The 16,618-nt window shown below is 72.3% G+C and carries 10 protein-coding genes and 1 rRNA gene; 6 read left to right on the top strand and 5 right to left on the bottom strand.

Translation table 11 applies throughout. The annotated features are described in order from the left end of the window. Positions 1–49: 49 nt before the first annotated feature. The 3 genes from ACFV4P_RS30195 to ACFV4P_RS30205 all read right to left on the bottom strand — a co-directional run bounded on the left by ACFV4P_RS30195 (position 50) and on the right by ACFV4P_RS30205 (position 8,144). Complete coding sequence (locus tag ACFV4P_RS30195; protein WP_380476514.1) at positions 50–2,704, bottom strand: DNA translocase FtsK; 2,655 nt, start codon at positions 2,702–2,704, stop codon at positions 50–52. 121 nt (positions 2,705–2,825) lie between these two features. Then, on the bottom strand, positions 2,826–3,467 hold the full coding sequence (locus ACFV4P_RS30200) for a response regulator (RefSeq protein ID WP_380476516.1): 642 nt from the start codon (positions 3,465–3,467) through the stop codon (positions 2,826–2,828). Between the two features lie 201 nt (positions 3,468–3,668). Further along, on the bottom strand, positions 3,669–8,144 hold the full coding sequence (locus ACFV4P_RS30205) for a HAMP domain-containing protein (protein WP_380476546.1): 4,476 nt from the start codon (positions 8,142–8,144) through the stop codon (positions 3,669–3,671). 516 nt (positions 8,145–8,660) lie between these two features. Between ACFV4P_RS30205 and ACFV4P_RS30210 the strand changes: the two genes are divergently transcribed. The 6 genes from ACFV4P_RS30210 (at position 8,661) to ACFV4P_RS30235 (ending at position 15,552) form a co-directional block, all read left to right on the top strand. Further along, complete coding sequence (locus ACFV4P_RS30210) at positions 8,661–11,216, top strand: SpoIIE family protein phosphatase (protein WP_380476518.1); 2,556 nt, start codon at positions 8,661–8,663, stop codon at positions 11,214–11,216. A 258-nt stretch (positions 11,217–11,474) separates the two neighbouring features. Beyond that, on the top strand, positions 11,475–12,029 hold the full coding sequence (locus ACFV4P_RS30215) for an acetate uptake transporter (RefSeq protein WP_380476520.1): 555 nt from the start codon (positions 11,475–11,477) through the stop codon (positions 12,027–12,029). Between the two features lie 178 nt (positions 12,030–12,207). After that, on the top strand, positions 12,208–12,597 hold the full coding sequence (locus ACFV4P_RS30220) for a GntR family transcriptional regulator (protein ID WP_380476522.1): 390 nt from the start codon (positions 12,208–12,210) through the stop codon (positions 12,595–12,597). After that, positions 12,594–13,484 carry an ABC transporter ATP-binding protein gene (locus ACFV4P_RS30225; protein ID WP_380476524.1) on the top strand — a complete coding sequence of 297 codons (891 nt, stop codon included), beginning with the start codon at positions 12,594–12,596 and terminating at the stop codon, positions 13,482–13,484. The genes ACFV4P_RS30220 and ACFV4P_RS30225 overlap by 4 nt, the downstream gene beginning before the upstream one ends. Next, the gene (locus tag ACFV4P_RS30230) at positions 13,481–14,482 is read left to right on the top strand and encodes an ABC transporter permease subunit (RefSeq protein ID WP_380476526.1); all 1,002 of its coding nucleotides are present in this window, start codon (positions 13,481–13,483) and stop codon (positions 14,480–14,482) included. Before ACFV4P_RS30225 ends, ACFV4P_RS30230 begins: the two co-directional genes overlap by 4 nt. A gap of 203 nt (positions 14,483–14,685) precedes the next feature. Beyond that, on the top strand, positions 14,686–15,552 hold the full coding sequence (locus ACFV4P_RS30235; protein ID WP_380476528.1) for a winged helix-turn-helix domain-containing protein: 867 nt from the start codon (positions 14,686–14,688) through the stop codon (positions 15,550–15,552). A gap of 18 nt (positions 15,553–15,570) precedes the next feature. Here the strand turns inward: ACFV4P_RS30235 and ACFV4P_RS30240 are convergent, their stop codons facing one another. Together ACFV4P_RS30240 and rrf are read right to left on the bottom strand one after the other, a co-directional pair. Then, positions 15,571–16,443 carry a phosphatase PAP2 family protein gene (locus ACFV4P_RS30240; RefSeq protein ID WP_380476530.1) on the bottom strand — a complete coding sequence of 291 codons (873 nt, stop codon included), beginning with the start codon at positions 16,441–16,443 and terminating at the stop codon, positions 15,571–15,573. Between the two features lie 84 nt (positions 16,444–16,527). After that, positions 16,528–16,618, bottom strand: a 5S ribosomal RNA gene (gene rrf / locus ACFV4P_RS30245); the annotation flags it as partial.

Below are 16,618 nucleotides of genomic sequence, written 5' to 3' on the forward strand. Positions count from 1 at the left end.
AGTTGACGGGTGGTCACCTTGCGTTCCGGCCACCGGGACCACCCGTCGCTCACCCGCGCAGGGTGATCAGGACACCGTCCAGTTCGTCCGGTTTGACCAGCACGTCGCGGGCCTTGGAGCCCTCGCTGGGGCCGACGATGCCGCGCGACTCCATCAGGTCCATCAGCCGGCCGGCCTTGGCGAAGCCGACCCGGAGTTTGCGCTGGAGCATCGAGGTGGAGCCGAACTGGGTGGTGACGACCAGTTCGACGGCCTGGACCAGCAGGTCGAGGTCGTCGCCGATCTCCTCGTCGATCTCCTTCTTGGGGCCGGTGCCGACCACCACGTCGTCCCGGTAGCGGGCCGTCAGCTGGTCCTTGCAGTGCTGGACGATCTTGGCGATCTCCGCCTCGGTGACGAACGCGCCCTGCATGCGGACCGGCTTGGAGGCGCCCATCGGCAGGAACAGCGCGTCGCCCTTGCCGATCAGCTTCTCCGCGCCGGGCTGGTCGAGGATGACCCGGGAATCGGCCATCGCCGAGGTGGCGAAGGCCAGCCGGGACGGCACGTTGGCCTTGATCAGGCCGGTGACCACGTCCACCGAGGGGCGCTGGGTGGCCAGCACCAGGTGGATGCCGGCGGCGCGGGCGAGCTGGGTGATGCGGACCACCGAGTCCTCGACGTCGCGCGGGGCGACCATCATCAGGTCGGCCAGCTCGTCGACGATCACCAGCAGGTAGGGGTAGGGCGTGAGCTCCCGTTCGCTGCCGAGCGGCGGCTGCACGGTGCCGGCCCGGACGGCGGCGTTGAAGTCGTCGACGTGCCGGAAGCCGTAGGCCGCCAGGTCGTCGTAGCGCATGTCCATCTCGCGCACCACCCACTGGAGGGCCTCGGCGGCCTTCTTCGGGTTGGTGATGATCGGCGTGATCAGGTGCGGGATGCCCTCGTAGGCGGTCAGCTCGACCCGCTTGGGGTCGACCAGCACCATCCGGACCTCGTCGGGGGTGGACCGCACCAGCACCGAGGTGATCAGGCAGTTGATGCAGGACGACTTGCCCGCGCCGGTCGCGCCGGCCACCAGCACGTGCGGCATCTTCGCGAGGTTGGCCATCACGGTGTGGCCCTCGACGTCCTTGCCCATGCCGACCACCATCGGGTGGCTGTCCTCGGCGGCGGTGCGCGAGCGCAGCAGGTCGCCGAGGGTGACCATCTCGCGGTCCCGGTTGGGGATCTCCACGCCGACGGCGGACTTGCCGGGGATCGGCGAGATGATCCGCACGTCGGGGGTGGCCACCGCGTAGGCGATGTTCTTCGCCAGCGCGGTGATCCGCTCGACCTTCACGGCGGGGCCGAGCTCGACCTCGTAGCGGGTGACCGTCGGGCCGCGGCTGAAGCCGGTGACCTTGGCGTCCACCTTGAACTCGGCGAACACCCCGGTGAGCTGGGCGACGATGTCGTCGTTGACCTGCGAGCGGGCCTTGGCGGGGGCGCCGCGCTCCAGCAGGTCCAGGGACGGCAGGGAGTAGGCGATGTCGCCGGACAGCTGGAGCTGTTCCATCCGGGCCGGGGCCTCGTCGTGGCCGTCGGGGGCCCCGGCGGCGGGCGCCTCGGACGGCCAGAGCTCCTCCGGGGGCGCCGTGTTGTCCTTCACCTGGCCGACCATGCTGGCCACGGCGGGCGAGCCGGCCACGCCGAACAGCAGCGCGCCGTCCACCAGGTCCGCGGCGGCGCCGGCGGCCAGGTCGCGGGTCTGGTACGGGTCCTTCTCGAACGAGACCGGCACCGGGTCGGACGCCCGGTCCTCGTCGCTCTTGCGGCGGCGGCGTCGGCGGGGGGCCTCGTCCTCGATGGTGATCGGCAGCGCGTCGGGGTCGGCGTCCTCCGGCGGGGCGGTGGAGTACTCGCGGTCCTCGGCGCCCGCCGCGGCGTCCTCGTAGTCGCCGGGCAGCGGCTCGGCGACGCCCAGCCGGACGCCCAGCAGGCGCAGCCGCTGCGGGATGCGGTTGATGGGGGTGGCGGTGACCACCAGCAGGCCGAAGACGGCGAGGAGCAGCAGCAGCGGAACGGCCAGCGGCGGGCCGGCGGCGGCCATCATCGGGGTGGACCCGGCCCAGCCAATCAGGCCGCCGGCCTGCCGGATCCGGGTGGCGCCGGCGCCCATGGCGGGCGCGCCGCAGCCGATGTGGACCAGGCCGAGCACGGCGACCACCAGCGCGGTCAGGCCGATCACTATCCGGCCGTTGGCCTCGGGCAGCTCGGGGTGGCGCATCAGGCGCACCGTGACGGCGGCCAGCAGGAACGGCACCAGCACGTCGAGCCGGCCGAACAGGCCGGAGACCACGGCGGTGGCGGCCTCGCCGAGCCAGCCCTGCGGGCTGAACCAGGTGCCGACCGCGGTGACCAGGGTGAGCGCCAGCAGCAGCAGCGCCACGCCGTCCTTGCGGTGCTCGGGGTGCAGGTTGCGGGCGCCGTGCCCGTAGCTGCGGAACACCGCGCCGACCGCGTTCGCCAGGCCGAGCCAGAGCGCGCGGACGGCCCGGAAGAGTATCGGCCGGGGCGGGGGCGGCGGGGGTGCCGCCGCGGACGCCTTCTTGGCCGGGGCCTTCTTCGTCGGCGCCTTCTTGGCGGCCGGTTTGGCCTCGGCGGGCTTCTTGGCGGGTGTCTTCTTGGCCGGCCCGGGCTTGCTGGTGCGTGCGGAGGCGCTTCCGGGCGTTCGTGTGGCCATGGGAGGCAGCCTACCGGCGCGGACGGGCCCCGGACATGCGCGGGCGCACTTCGGCGGGTTGCCCCGTCAACGTGCCGTCAGCGCCCCGGGAACCACCCGTTCGAGTGACGCTGACGGGCGCTCAGCTCGCGCCGGGGCGCAGCGCGTCCAGTGCCCGGCGCAGGCCGACCAGTTTGCGCTCCAGGTGGGCGGCGGTCGCGGCGGCGCCGGTGCTGTCGGCGCCGGCGTCGAGCTGTTTGGTGAGCGCCTCGGCCTGCTCCTCGACGGCGGCCAGCCGGGCCGACAGCTCGCCGAGCAGCGCCCCGCCGATGGCCGACTGCTCCTCGTCCGTCTCCAGTTGCAGGCGCAGCAGTGCGGCCTGCTCCTTGAGCTGGGTGTTCTTCTGGTAGAGGTCGACGAAGACCGAGACCTTGGCGCGCAGCACCCACGGGTCGAAGGGCTTCGAGATGTAGTCGACCGCACCGGCCGCGTAGCCGCGGAAGGTGTGGTGCGGACCGTGGTTGATCGCGGTCAGGAAGATGATCGGAATGTCCCTGGTCCGCTCGCGACGCTTGATGTGCGCGGCGGTCTCGAAGCCGTCCATGCCAGGCATCTGGACGTCCAGCAGGATGACCGCGAAATCGTCGGTGAGGAGCGCCTTGAGCGCCTCCTCGCCGGAGGAGGCGCGCACCAGCGTCTGGTCGAGCGCGGAGAGGATCGCCTCCAGGGCGAGCAGGTTCTCCGGACGGTCGTCGACCAGGAGGATCTTCGCCTTCTGCACCACGACCCGCCCTCCTGCCGGTTGTTTCCCCAGAGCGGGCACCTTCGTGCCGCCCATCACTGCCCCGGTCATGCTAGCCGTACCCCCTTGCCTGCCACAGGCCCGGTGCCGGGCGTCACCGTCCGGTCACTGTTGGCAACGACGGGTGACCTTACCGGGTTCCCGGTCGGGGCCGCCAGCGCGGGCGGCCCCGTCGGGCGGCGGTTACCTGACGGGCAGGTGCTGGCGCATCACCGCCAACAGGTGGTCGGTCTCCACGGGTTTGGTGATGTGGTCCGTGGCACCTGCCTGCAGGCTCTTCTCCCGGTCGCCCTTCATGGCCTTGGCGGTCAGCGCGATGATCGGCAGGCCGGCGAACCTGGGCATCCGGCGGATCTGCTCGGTGGTCGCGTAGCCGTCCAGCTCCGGCATCATGATGTCCATCAGCACCAGGGCGACCTCCTCGTGCTGTTCGAGCATCTCGATGCCCTCGCGGCCGTTCTCGGCGTACAGCACGGTCAGGCCGTACTGCTCCAGCACGCTGGTGAGGGCGAACACGTTGCGGATGTCGTCGTCGACGATCAGCACCCGCTCGCCGTCGAAGCGGATCGGGGTGCCGGCGTTGGTGCGCACCGGCTCGCCCTGGCGCGGGATGGTCTCCTCGACGGGGCGGGGGGCCTCCTCGGGGCGGGCGGCGCGGCGGCGCTCCAGGGTGGAGCGGCGGCGTTCCTCGACCAGTCCGCGGGCCTCCTGGGTCCACTGCTCGGCGGGCGTGCGGGAGGGCTCCAGGGCGCGCGGCGCGGCCCCGCGCTCCAGGGCGACCGGCTCGGGGCCCTCGCTGCGCAGCGGCAGGTAGAGGGTGAAGGTCGAGCCGCCGCCGATCTCGCTGGCCACGTGGATCTCGCCGCCGAGCAGCCGGGCGATCTCCCGGCTGATGGACAGGCCGAGGCCGGTGCCGCCGTACTTGCGGCTGGTGCCGCCGTCGGCCTGCTTGAAGGCCTCGAAGATCTCCCGCAGCTTGTTGCCGGGGATGCCGATGCCGGTGTCGGAGACCGAGAAGGCGATCAGCTGCTCGTCGGGGTCGGCGATGGTGCCGGTCTCCAGCAGTTGCTCGCGCACGTGCTGGGGGGTGTCGGGGCCGGCCACCGGGCGGATCATCAGCTCGACCGCGCCGGCGTCGGTGAACTTCACCGCGTTGGACAGCAGGTTGCGCAGCACCTGCTGGAGGCGCTGCTCGTCGGTGTGCAGGGTGATCGGCAGGTCCGGGGAGACCCGGACCGCGAAGTCGAGGTTCTTCTCGGCGGTGAGCGGCCGGAACGCGGCCTCCACGTAGTCGACCAGCTGGACCAGGGCGATCCGGGCCGGGCGGACGTCCATCTTGCCGGCCTCGACCTTGGACAGGTCGAGGATGTCGTTGATCAGCTGGAGCAGGTCGCTGCCGGCGCCGTGGATGGTCTCGGCGAACTCGACCTGCTTGGCGGACAGGTTGCCCTCGTTGTTGTCGGAGAGCAGCTTGGCCAGGATCAGCAGCGAGTTGAGCGGGGTGCGCAGCTCGTGCGACATGTTGGCGAGGAACTCGCTCTTGTAGCGGGAGGCCAGCGCGAGCTGTTCGGCGCGCTCCTCGAGGATCTGCCGGGCCTCCTCGATCTCGCTGTTCTTGATCTCGATGTCGCGGTTCTGCTGGGCGAGTTGCTCGGCCTTCTCCTGCAACTCCTCGTTGGTGCGCTCCAGTTCCTCCTGGCGGGCCTCCAGCTCGGCGGAGCGCATCGACAGTTCGGCGGTCAGCCGCTGGGATTCCAGCAGCAGGCCCTCGGTCTTGGTGTTGACCGAGATGGTGTTGACGGTGACGCCGATCTGGTCGGCGATCTGGATCAGGAAGTCCAGCGCGACGGTGGTGAAGCTGGAGAAGGTGGCGAGTTCGATCACGCCGAGCAGCCGGTCCTCGAACAGCACCGGCATCACCACCACGTGCGCCGGGGAGGACTCGCCGAGGCCGGAGGAGATCTTCAGGTACCCGGGCGGGGTCTCCTTGAGCACGATCGGCCGCTTCTCCACCGCGGCCTGCCCGATCAGGCCCTCGCCGAGCCGGAAGGTGGTGGGCATGGTGCGCCGGTGGTAGCCGTAGGAGCCGATCAGGCGCAGCACGATGTCGTTCTCGTCGTCGTCCTCGGTGACGAGTTCGGCGGTGCGGCCGGCGGGTTGGGCGAGGAAGAATGCGCCGTGCTGGGCGGAGACCACCGGGGTGAGCTCGCTCATGATCAGCGAGGCGACGGCGGACAGGTCGCGGCGGCCCTGCAGCAGGCCGGACATCCGGGCCAGGTTGGACTTCAGCCAGTCCTGTTCCTTGTTGGTCCGGGTGGTCTCGCGCAGGTTGGCGATCATCTGGTTGATGTTGTCCTTGAGCTCGTCGAGCTCGCCGGACGCGTCCACGTTGATTCGCAGCGACAGGTCGCCCCTGGTGACGGCGGTGGCGACCTGGGCGATCGCGCGCACCTGCCGGGTCAGGTTGTTGGCGAGTTCGTTCACCGATTCGGTGAGGTCCTGCCAGGTGCCGGCGACGCCGGGGACGCGGGCCTGGCCGCCGAGGCGGCCGTCGGTGCCGACCTCGCGGGCGACCCGGGTGACCTCGTCGGCGAACGCGGAGAGCTGGTCGACCATGGTGTTGATGCTGGTCTTGAGCTCCAGGATCTCGCCGCGGGCGTCCACGTCGATCTTCTGCGAGAGGTCGCCGCGGGCGACGGCGGTGATGACGAGGGCGATGTTGCGGACCTGGCCGGTGAGGTTGTTGGCCATCAGGTTGACGTTCTCGGTCAGGTCCTTCCAGATGCCGGCCACGCCCGGCACTCCGGCCTGGCCGCCCAGCATGCCGTCGGTGCCCACCTCGCGGGCGACGCGGGTCACTTCGAAGGCGAAGGCCGACAGCTGGTCGACCATGGTGTTCAGGGTGTCGGCGAGCGCCGCGACCTCGCCGGCCGCGTCGACGGCGATCTTCTTGGACAGGTCGCCGCGGGCCACCGCGGACGCCACCTCGGCGATGTTTCGCACCTGGGAGGTGAGGTTGGACGCCATCAGGTTGACGTTGTCGGTCAGGTCGCGCCAGATGCCGGACACGCCGGAGACCCGGGCCTGGCCGCCCAGCATGCCGTCGGTGCCGACCTCACGCGCCACTCGGGTGACCTCGTCGGCGAACGCGGACAGCTGCTCGACCATGGTGTTGACGGTGGTGACGAGCTCGCGGATCTCGCCCTTGGCGTCGACGGTGATCTTCTTGGAGACGTCGCCGCGGGCCACCGCGGTGGTCACCTCGGCGATCGAACGCACCTGGCTGGTCAGGTTGTTGGCCATCAGGTTCACCGAGTTGGTGAGGTCCTTCCAGGTGCCGGAGACCCCGGGCACGCTGGCCTGGCCGCCGAGGATGCCCTCGGTGCCGACGTCCCGGGCGACCCGGGTGACCTCGTCCGCGAACGCGGAGAGCTGGTCGACCATGGTGTTGATGGTGTTCTTGAGCTCCAGGATCTCGCCGCGCGCGTCGACCTGGATCTTCTGCGACAGGTCGCCCTTGGCGACCGCGGTGGTCACCTGCGCGATGCCGCGGACCTGCGAGGTGAGGTTGTTCGCCATCGAGTTGACGTTCTCGGTGAGGTCCTTCCAGACGCCGGCCACGCCCGGCACCTGCGCCTGGCCGCCGAGGATGCCCTCGGTGCCGACCGCGCGCGCCACCCGGGTCACCTGCTCGGCGAAGCCGGACAGCTGGTCGACCATGGTGTTGATGGTGTTCTTCAGTTCGAGGATCTCGCCGCGCGCGTCGACCTCGATCTTGCGCGAGAGGTCGCCCTTGGCGACCGCGGTGGTCACCTCCGCGATGTTGCGGACCTGCGCGGTCAGGTTGGCGGCCATGAAGTTCACCGAGTCGGTGAGGTCGCGCCACACGCCGGCCACGCCCGAGACCTGCGCCTGACCGCCCAGCCGGCCCTCGGTGCCCACGTCGCGGGCCACCGTGGTCACCTGCGCCGCGAAGGAGTTGAGCTGGTCCACCATGGTGTTGACGGTGTTCTTCAGCTCCAGCATCTCGCCGTCGACGTCGACGGTGACCTTGCGCGACAGGTCGCCGCGGGCGACCGCGGTGGTCACCTCGGCGATGTTGCGGACCTGCGCGGTCAGCCGACCGGCCATGGTGTTGACGGAGTCGGCGAGGTCCTTCCAGGAGCCGGAGACGCTGCGCACCCGGGCCTGCCCGCCGAGCTTGCCCTCGGTGCCGACCTCGATCGCCACCCGGGTCACCTGTTCGGTGAACTCGCTGAGCTGGTCGACCAGCCCGTTGACGGTGCGGCCGACCTTGAGGAACTCGCCGCGCAGCGGATAGCTGGCGCCGGTGGTGTGCACCGAGCGCAGCTCCATGGTCTGCGTCAGGTCGCCCTCGGCGATCGAGGACAGCACCCGCCCGACCTCGGCCATCGGCCGGGCCAGGTCGTCGATCAGCGCGTTGCAGTTGTCGACGGCGGCCATCCAGGCGCCCTCGCCGACGCCGGTCTCCAGCCGCTCGGACAGCCGGCCCTCGCGGCCCACCGCCCGCCGCACCCGGGCGAGTTCACCCGTCAGGTGCTGGTTGCGCTCGGCGACCTCGTTGAACACCGCGGCGATCTCGGCCAGCAGGCCGTCGCCGGGAAAGGTCAGCCGGCGGCGGAAGTTGCCGTCGCGCATCGCGGTCAGCGCGGCCAGCAGCTTGCGCAGCTCCGCGGGCTCCGCGCCACGCCCGGGGCCCTGGCGCCGGCCGCCGCCGGCCCGCGAGGGCGGCGCCGACCGCGTGCCGCGCGAAGCGGCCGTCGTGGTAGCGGACACGTCCTTGGTCGCCGAACTCAACGAGGCCCTCCCAGGTCCTGACTGTCACCGCGGCGGAAGGGCCGGTGAACGGCCCGTCGATTCCCCGCCGTCCCCTCGACCGTACTGCGGTGGCGACGGCACACGGACCCCCCAGTGTGACAGCACTGGCACCCGGTGTCGGACCGGTTGCGGAGGGTTCCCGGGAACGACCAGGGGAACAGCCGGAGAAACTCGTGAAGGAAATCACCCCCAGGGGCTTGTTTCAGCGCCCCGCCCCCGCGGGGTACCAACCGGAAAGTAGGGTGGAGGGCCGCACCGGCCCGAGGCGACCCCGCCCCGGACCTCCGCAGGTCCTGACCCCCCACCCGCCGTACCAGCAGCAGAGGAGACGTGGCCGTGGTCACCGCGCGCGCAGCCGCCACCTTCGAACCGGTCGACCGGTCGGCCGCCGCGGCCCGCGGCTTCGTCCGGGACGCCCTGCTCGGGTGGGACCTGCCCGAGGTGGTGGACGACGCCGTGGTGCTGGTCAGCGAACTGGTCACGAACGCCGTGGTGCACGCCGGGACGGCCGCCGAGGTGGCCTGCCTGCGCGAGGAGGACACCGTCCGGATCGAGGTCAGCGACCGGCACCCGGAGCGCGGCCAGGACTCCTTCGCCAACGTGACGCTCAACTCGGACCGGTACGCCGACCCCGACGGCGAGGGCGGCCGCGGCCTGCTGATGTGCTCGGCGCTGTCCAGCAGTTGGGGCGTCGAGTACGCGGCCGGCCGGAAGACCGTGTGGTTCCGGCTCGCCCTGCCCGCGCAGCAGCCCGGCACCCGGTACGCGCTGCCCAGCCTGCCCGGCGGCGAACTGCCCGCCACGGACGGACCGCTGCGGGTCGCCGTCGTCCAGCTCGACGACCACGGCCGGATCCGGCACTGGAACGCCGACGCCGAGTCGCTCTTCCACCGCCCCGCCGACGCCGTGTTCGGCCGCCCCTGGGCGGAGCTGGCCGTCTGGCCGCAGACCCCCGGCCTCGGCCTCGGCGACACCCTGCGCCTGGCCCGCTGGGAGGGCAGCTACGCGGTGCGCGGCGGCGACGGCGCCACCCGCGAGGTGTACGGCACCCACGTACGGCTGCGCGACAGCGGCGGCGTGCCGGTGGTGCTGTGCCTGCTGGTGCGCGAATCCGACCGGGCGGTGCTGCGCACCCCGGGCACCGGCGCGTCCACCGAGGCCGCCACCACCGCCGTCGAGCCGCTCGACCTGCTGGTCGGCCCGGTCTCCCCCGACGACCTGTCCAGCCTGCTGCAGCGGATCGTCGAACGCGCCCGCGACCTGCTCGACGCCGACGCCGCCTACCTGATGCTCACCAGCGAGGACGAGACCGAGTTCGAACTGCGCGCCGCCACCGGCCTGGCCGGCCCGGCCCGCCGCTTCTCCCGGCTGCCGATCGACGGCGGCGCGGGCCGCTTCGACTCGGCCCGGCTGCCGGCCGTCCACGAGGACCTGGCGGTGCGGCCCGGCGCCGCACCGCTGCTGGCCGGCACCGACCTGCGGTCGCTGATCACCGTCCCGCTGAAGGTCGAAGGCCGACTGACCGGCTCGCTCGGGGTGGCCGCCGCCCCGCCGGGCCGCTACGACAACGAGGACGCGCTGCGCCTGCAGTTCGCCGCCGACCGGATCGCGCTGGCCCTGGAGTCCGCCCGGCTCGGCGAGTTGGAGCGGCTGCGGCGCGGCTCGCTGTCCTTCCTGGTGGAGGCCTCCGACCTGCTCGCGGGCACCCTGGAGCACGAGCAGACGCTCGCCCTGATGGCGCAGATGGCGATCCCCACCCTGGCGTCCTGGTGCGCCGTCTACACCACCGCGGACGCCGCCGCGGGCGCCGAACTCGCCTTCGTGCTGCACGAGGACGAGGACCGGATCGACCCGCTGCGCGCCCTGCTCGACAAGTCCCCCGCCCCGGAGGCGGTGTTCAGCCCCGGCGCCCGCACCTGGACGGCACCCTCCGACACCGCCCGCGCACTGGGCCTGGCCGACAGCCCCGAACTGGCCGGGCTGCTCGGCGAGACGGTGGTGCTGCCGCTGTCCGCCCGCAACCGGGTGATCGGCCTGCTGGTGCTCGGCACCCGGCGCGGTGTCCGGTTCCGCCAGGAGATCCTGGAGCTCGGCGAGGACCTCTCCCGCCGGGCCGCCCTGGCGCTCGACAACTCCCGCCTCTACTCGGAGCGCACCGCCACCTCGCAGGCCTTCCAACGCGCCCTGCTGCCGCCGGAGTTGCCGAAGATCCCGGGCGTCGAGGTGGAGGTCTTCTACCAGGCCGCGGGCGAGGGCAACGAGGTCGGCGGCGACTTCTACGACCTGTTCCCGATCCGCGAGGGCACCTACGGCTTCGCCATCGGCGACGTCTGCGGCACCGGCCCCGAGGCCGCCTCGGTCACCGGCCTGGCCCGCAACTCGCTGCGCCTGCTGGCCCGCGAGGGCCTGAGCGCCCCGCAGGTCCTCACCCGACTGAACGCGGCGATCCTCGACGAGGGCAGCCGGGCCCGCTTCCTCACCCTGCTGTACGGCGAGTTGACGCCCCGCGAGGACGGCTCGACCGTCCTGTCGCTGGTCTGCGCGGGCCACCCGCTGCCCCTGCGGCTGCGCACCGACGGGCAGGTCGATCAGGCCGCGTCACCGCAGCCGCTGCTCGGCGTGATGGACGAACTCGACCTGACCGCCGAGGAGTTGGTGCTCGCCCCCGGCGAGGTGCTGCTCTGCGTGACGGACGGCGTCACCGAACGCCGGGAGGGCCGCCGGATGCTCGGCGACGAAGGCCTGATCGAGGTCCTGACCGGCTGCGCGGGCCTGACCGCCGGCGCGGTCGCCGCCCGCGTCCACCGCGCGGTGGAGCGCTTCGCCCCGGAGCCGCCGTCCGACGACATGGCGATCCTGACGCTCCGCATTCCGACGCAGCGTCAGAACTAGTCACGGTTTGCTCACACTTGCTCGCCCCCGGCGGTTCACAAGGGTACAAGTCGCGGGAGTCGGGTAGACCGTAGGCACCGGGGGGTCCACCCCGGAGGGCATCGACCGGCGGCTCGGCCGCCGGCTCTCTCGTATCGCCGCAGCCGCCCGCACCCTTCTTCGGTGCGCCCACGACCCGGCACCCGGCACCACCTCTCGCACACTCCACTTTTCACCGCGATCTCGCCATGCCCTGGCGCAGAGTGAAAGGAGCCTCCGGTGAGCAATGAAGCCTCCGGGGCGAACGCCCGATCCGCAGACGCGGGTCCGCTCGGTTATCTGGCCCTCGGTCTCACCCTGCTCGCGTACGGCCTGCTCGGCACCGGTGTCCTCAGCGGCACCTCGTCCGGCGGCGCCGCCTCGCTGGCCCACCTGGTCGGCGGGGTCACGCTGTTCGTCGCCGGCCTGTGGCAGTTCTACGGCGGCAACCGCTTCGACGGCACCGCCTTCACCGCCCTCGGCGCCTTCTGGGCGACCTCGGCGGCGGCCGGCGCGGCCGGCAAGAACACCATCGGCCTGTTCCTGCTGCTGTGGGCGCTGCTGGCGCTCACCCTGACCGCCGCCGCCTGGGGCGCCGGCCAGCTGATCCGTGCGGTGTACGGCCTGCTGACGCTGGCCCTGCTGCTCGACGCCATCGGTGTCCTCAGCGGCTCCGGCGGCTGGGGCAAGGTCGGCGCCTGGGTCGCCGCCCTCTCCGGCCTGGCCGCCTGGTACTGGGCCACCGCCGCTCTCACCGGCGGACGTTGGGGCCGGGTGGCACTCCCGGTCAAGTAACCGCCGCAGTCCCCGAGGCCCGGACGCCACCCCCACGGCGCCCGGGCCTCGGCATGTCCGCCTGTCCGCATGTCCGCATGTCGTTCTCGCAGCTCAAGGCCCTTTACTTTCTTATGACTTGACGGTCCGTCGGATCGCCAGTTCTATAGTGCTAGGAAGCTAGATAAATGAGGTTGTGGTGATCGAGTTCCACATCGAGCCCCGGTCCGGTGTCGCCCCCTACCTGCAACTGGTCCACCAAGTACGGCAGGCGCTCCGACTGGGTCTGCTGCACCAGGGCGACCGGCTGCCGAAGGTCAAGGACGTCGCAGCCAAGGTCGCGATCAACCCCAACACCGTGCTCAAGGCTTACCGCCAGCTGGAGAACGAGGGCCTGGTCTCCCCCAAGCCGGGCGTCGGCACCTTCGTCACCGGCACCCTCGGCGACCCCGCCACGTCCGAACACGAGCCGCTGCGGCAGGAGTTGCGCCGCTGGCTGGCCTCGGCGCGAGCCGCCGGACTGGACCCGGAGTCCATCGAGGCCCTGTTCCACCAGACCTTCCGAAGCACCGTCGAAGAGGAGCGATGACCGCGATCGTCGAAACCCGGGCGCTGACCAAGCGCTACGGCCGCCGCACGGCCCTGGCCGACTGCACCCTGACCGTCCCCGCCGGACGCGTCGTCGGGCTGGTCGGGCCCAACGGCGCCGGCAAGTCCACCCTGCTCCAGCTCGCCTGCGGCCTGCTCACTCCCACCAGCGGCACCGTCGAGGTGTTCGGCCGCCCGCCGGCCGCCGACAGCGCCCAGCTCGGCCGGGTCGGCTTCGTCGCCCAGGACACCCCGACCTACGCCGCCCTGACCATCGCCGACCACCTGCGCCTCGGCGCCAAGCTCAACCCGCGCTGGGACGCCGCCCTCGCCGACCGCCGCATCCGCCGACTCGGCCTCGACCCCTCCCAGCGGGCCGGCCGCCTCTCCGGCGGCCAGCGCGCCCAGCTCGCACTCACCCTCGCCATCGCCAAGCGGCCCGAACTGCTGCTGCTGGACGAGCCGGTGGCCGCCCTCGACCCGCTCGCCCGGCGCGCCTTCCTGCAGAGCCTGATGGAGTTCGTCGCCGAGTCCGAGTCCGAGGCCACCGTGGTGCTCTCCTCGCACCTGGTCTCCGACCTGGAACGGGTCTGCGACCACCTGATCGTGCTGGCCGGCTCCCGCGTCCGGGCCGACGGCGAGATCGACGACCTGCTCGCCACCCACTTCCGGCTCACCACCGCCCGCCGCGACGCCGACACCCTGCCGGCCGGCATGCGGGTGATCCACGCCGAACACACCGAACGCCAGAGCACCTTCGTGGTCCGCGCCGACGCCGCCGTCGACGACCCGTCCTGGGCGATGGAACCGCTCGGCCTGGAGGACCTGGTCCTCGCCCACCTCGAAACCGCCGCCGACCTCCGACCCGCCCTGGAGCCCCAGCGATGATCTGGCTGACCTGGCGTCAGTTCCGCGCCCAGTTCCTGGTGGCCGCCGCCGTACTCGCCGCCGCCACCGCCTTCCTGCTCATCTCCGGCCTGGACCTGCGGGACAAGTACCACGACCTGACGGCCGGCTGCCCCGACGGCGGCTGCGCCGACGGCAACCAGCTGCTCGACACCTACACCTTCCCGTACTGGACGGGCAGCGCCCTGGTCCTGCTGGTGCCCGCGCTGATCGGCGCGTTCTGGGGGGCGCCGCTGATCGCCCGCGAGCTGGAGACCGGCACGTACCGGTTGATCTGGAACCAGGGCATCGGCCGCGGCCGCTGGCTGGTCGTCAAACTGCTGCTGGTCGGCGCCGCCGCGGTGACCGTCACCGGACTGCTCAGCCTGCTGGTGACCTGGTTCGCCGCCCCGCTCGACCGCCTGAACCACGACCGCTTCACCCCGCTGCTGTTCGCCTCCCGCGGCATCGTCCCGCTCGGCTACGCCGCATTCGCGGTCGCCCTCGGCACCTGCCTCGGCCTGTTCCTGCGCCGCACCGTCGCCGCGATGGCCGCCACCCTGGCCGTCTTCGCCGCCGTACAGGTGCTGGTTCCGCTCGCCGTCCGACCGCACCTCGAACAGCCCGTGCACGCCGTGGTCGCGCTGGACGCCGAGACCCTGAAGTCCACCCGGACGCTCGGCTTCACCGGCGCGCACGGCCCGGCCGCCGAGTTCGTGGCCGGCATCGACATGCCCGGCGCGTGGATGCTCTCCGACACCTCGCCCGTCCGCGACAGCACCGGCCGGTCGCTCACCCTCGGCACCCAGCCCTGCGCGAACGGCGGCCACGAACCGCCGTCCGAGGACTGCCTCGCCCACGCGAACCTGCACATCGCCGTCGACTACCAACCCGCCGACCGCTACTGGCCGTTCCAATGGATCGAGACCGCGATCTACCTCGCCCTCACCGCCGCCCTCGCCGCCCTCACCACCTGGGGCCTGCGCCGCCGCCTGGGCTGACCGACCGAACAACCGCGGCCGAAGCCAACGCAACTGGCTTCGGCCGCACCCGTTCACCATACGGCGCTCCGCAGCGACGGTGCCCCGCCGACGGCCTGCTCCGCGCAGGCGAGTGCCCCTGCGCTCCCGGGCCGCTCGGGTGATCCCGCAATCCCCTCCCGTCGCACCGGCCGGTTGCTAGGGTCTCCGTTCGGAGGGGACTCATGGGCCAGTGGCAGGTGGGCACGGAGACGCTGGCCGCATGCCGTTTTGCGTTCTCGCCGCTGGTGGAGACCGTCGCCACGCTCGGCATCCTCGCCGAGATCCGGCCCGAGCCCTGGCGCCGTGCCTGGCTCGCCGTCCACCGGCCCGCGTTCCACCGGCGCCTCGCCGACGCGCCGCATCTCACCGACTGGCTGACCGGCCGCCGGCCCACCCACTGGCCCGGCGAGTTCCGGCTCCCGCCGCCCGACCCGGACGCGGTCCCGCACGGGCTCGACCTCACCGGACTCGACCTGGCCGCCGAGCTCGCCGAACTGCTCGACTGGACGTGGCGGCACGTCGTCCACCCCGAATGGCCCGCCCGCCTGCGTACTCTCCGCGCCGACGCCACCGCCCGCCGCCGCCTCGCCGACCACCACGGCTGGCCCGCCGCCCTCCCCGCGCTCGGCCCCCAGCACCGCTGGCTGTCCACCGGCCGACTCCGACTCGCCACCCCCGCCGACGTTCCCGCGGACGCCGAGCTGCTGTTCGTCCCCACCGGTGCCCGCCTCGGCTGGGTCATGCAGGACGCGGGCCGCGTCGCCGTGGTCTACCCGGTCTCCGCCGCGCCCGTCCCCACCCCGCGCACCCCGCCCGCCAGTCTGGGCCGCCTGTTGGGCAGCGCCCGCGCCGAGCTGCTCGCCGGTCTCGACCGCCCGCGCGACACCGTCCAGCTCGCCACCCTCACCGGCCTCAGCCCCGCCGCCGTCGGCGACCACCTCACCGTCCTGCTCGACGCCCGCCTGGTCGCCCGCGCCCGCTCCGGAACCGCCGGCCGCTACTACCGCACGGCCCTCGCCGACGCCCTGCTCGCCGCCCAGCCCGGCTGAGCCGCACCGCGCGCTCCGTCAGCCCTGCACCGCGCTGTGCTCCCGCTCCTCCGCACGCGCCGCCACGGCCTCGCCCTCCTCCGGCCGGCGCCACCCCGACGCCACCGCCTGCAGCAGGTACACGGTCAGCAGGATCGCCAGCGCCACCAGCCCGTCCGCCCAGAAGTGGTTGGCCGTCACCACGACCACCCACACCGTCACCAGCGGGTGCAGCACCATCAGCCACCGCCACGGCCCGCGCGCGACCGCGATCACCGCCACCGCCGTGATCACGCACCACGCCACGTGCACCGAGGGCATCGCCGACAGCTGGTCCGCCACCACCCCCGCCACCGCGTTGCCGTACACCGACTGCCCGTACTGCGCCGCCAGGTCGACGAACCCGTTCGCCGGCAGCATCCGCGGCGGTGCCACCGGAATGAACTGGATCAGCAGACACACGGCCGTGGTCGCCACCACCGTGGTCCGCACCCACGCGTACCGCTGACGGTGCCGCAGGAACAGCCACAGCAGCACCACCAGCATCACGCCGAAGTGCATCGTCGCGTAGTAGTAGTTCGCCGCCTGCACCAACCACGGATGCCCCACCACGGCCCGCTGCCAGGACGCCTCGTCCGGCAGCCCGAAGTCCGCCTCCGTCCGGTGGATCCAGTCCGCCCGATCCAACGCATGGTCCGTCCCGACCAGCGACAGATGCCCGACCACCTGCCACAGCGCGAACAGCGCCAGCAGCGTCCCCGCCTCCCGCAGCACATCCGCCGCAACCCGCCCCCGACGCCACTCCCCCGCCCCGGCCCGCCGCGCGGCCACCCGCCCGACGGTGAACGCCGCTCCGTACAACGCCGCGGAGGCAGCGGCCGAGGTTTGCCAGGTCAGGGTCAGGTTCTGCATTTGCGAAGGTTATCCGGAAATTTGCCGGCCGGGAACGCAAAGAAGCCCCCTGACATCCCGTCAGGGGGCTTCTTTGGAATGATTGTTCGGCGGCGTCCTACTCTCCCACAGGGTCCCCCCTGCAGTACCATCGGCGCTGTGAGGCTTAGCTTCCGGGTTCGGAATGTAACCGGGC

Source organism: Kitasatospora sp. NPDC059795 (genome assembly GCF_042732175.1).
GTDB lineage: Bacteria > Actinomycetota > Actinomycetes > Streptomycetales > Streptomycetaceae > Kitasatospora.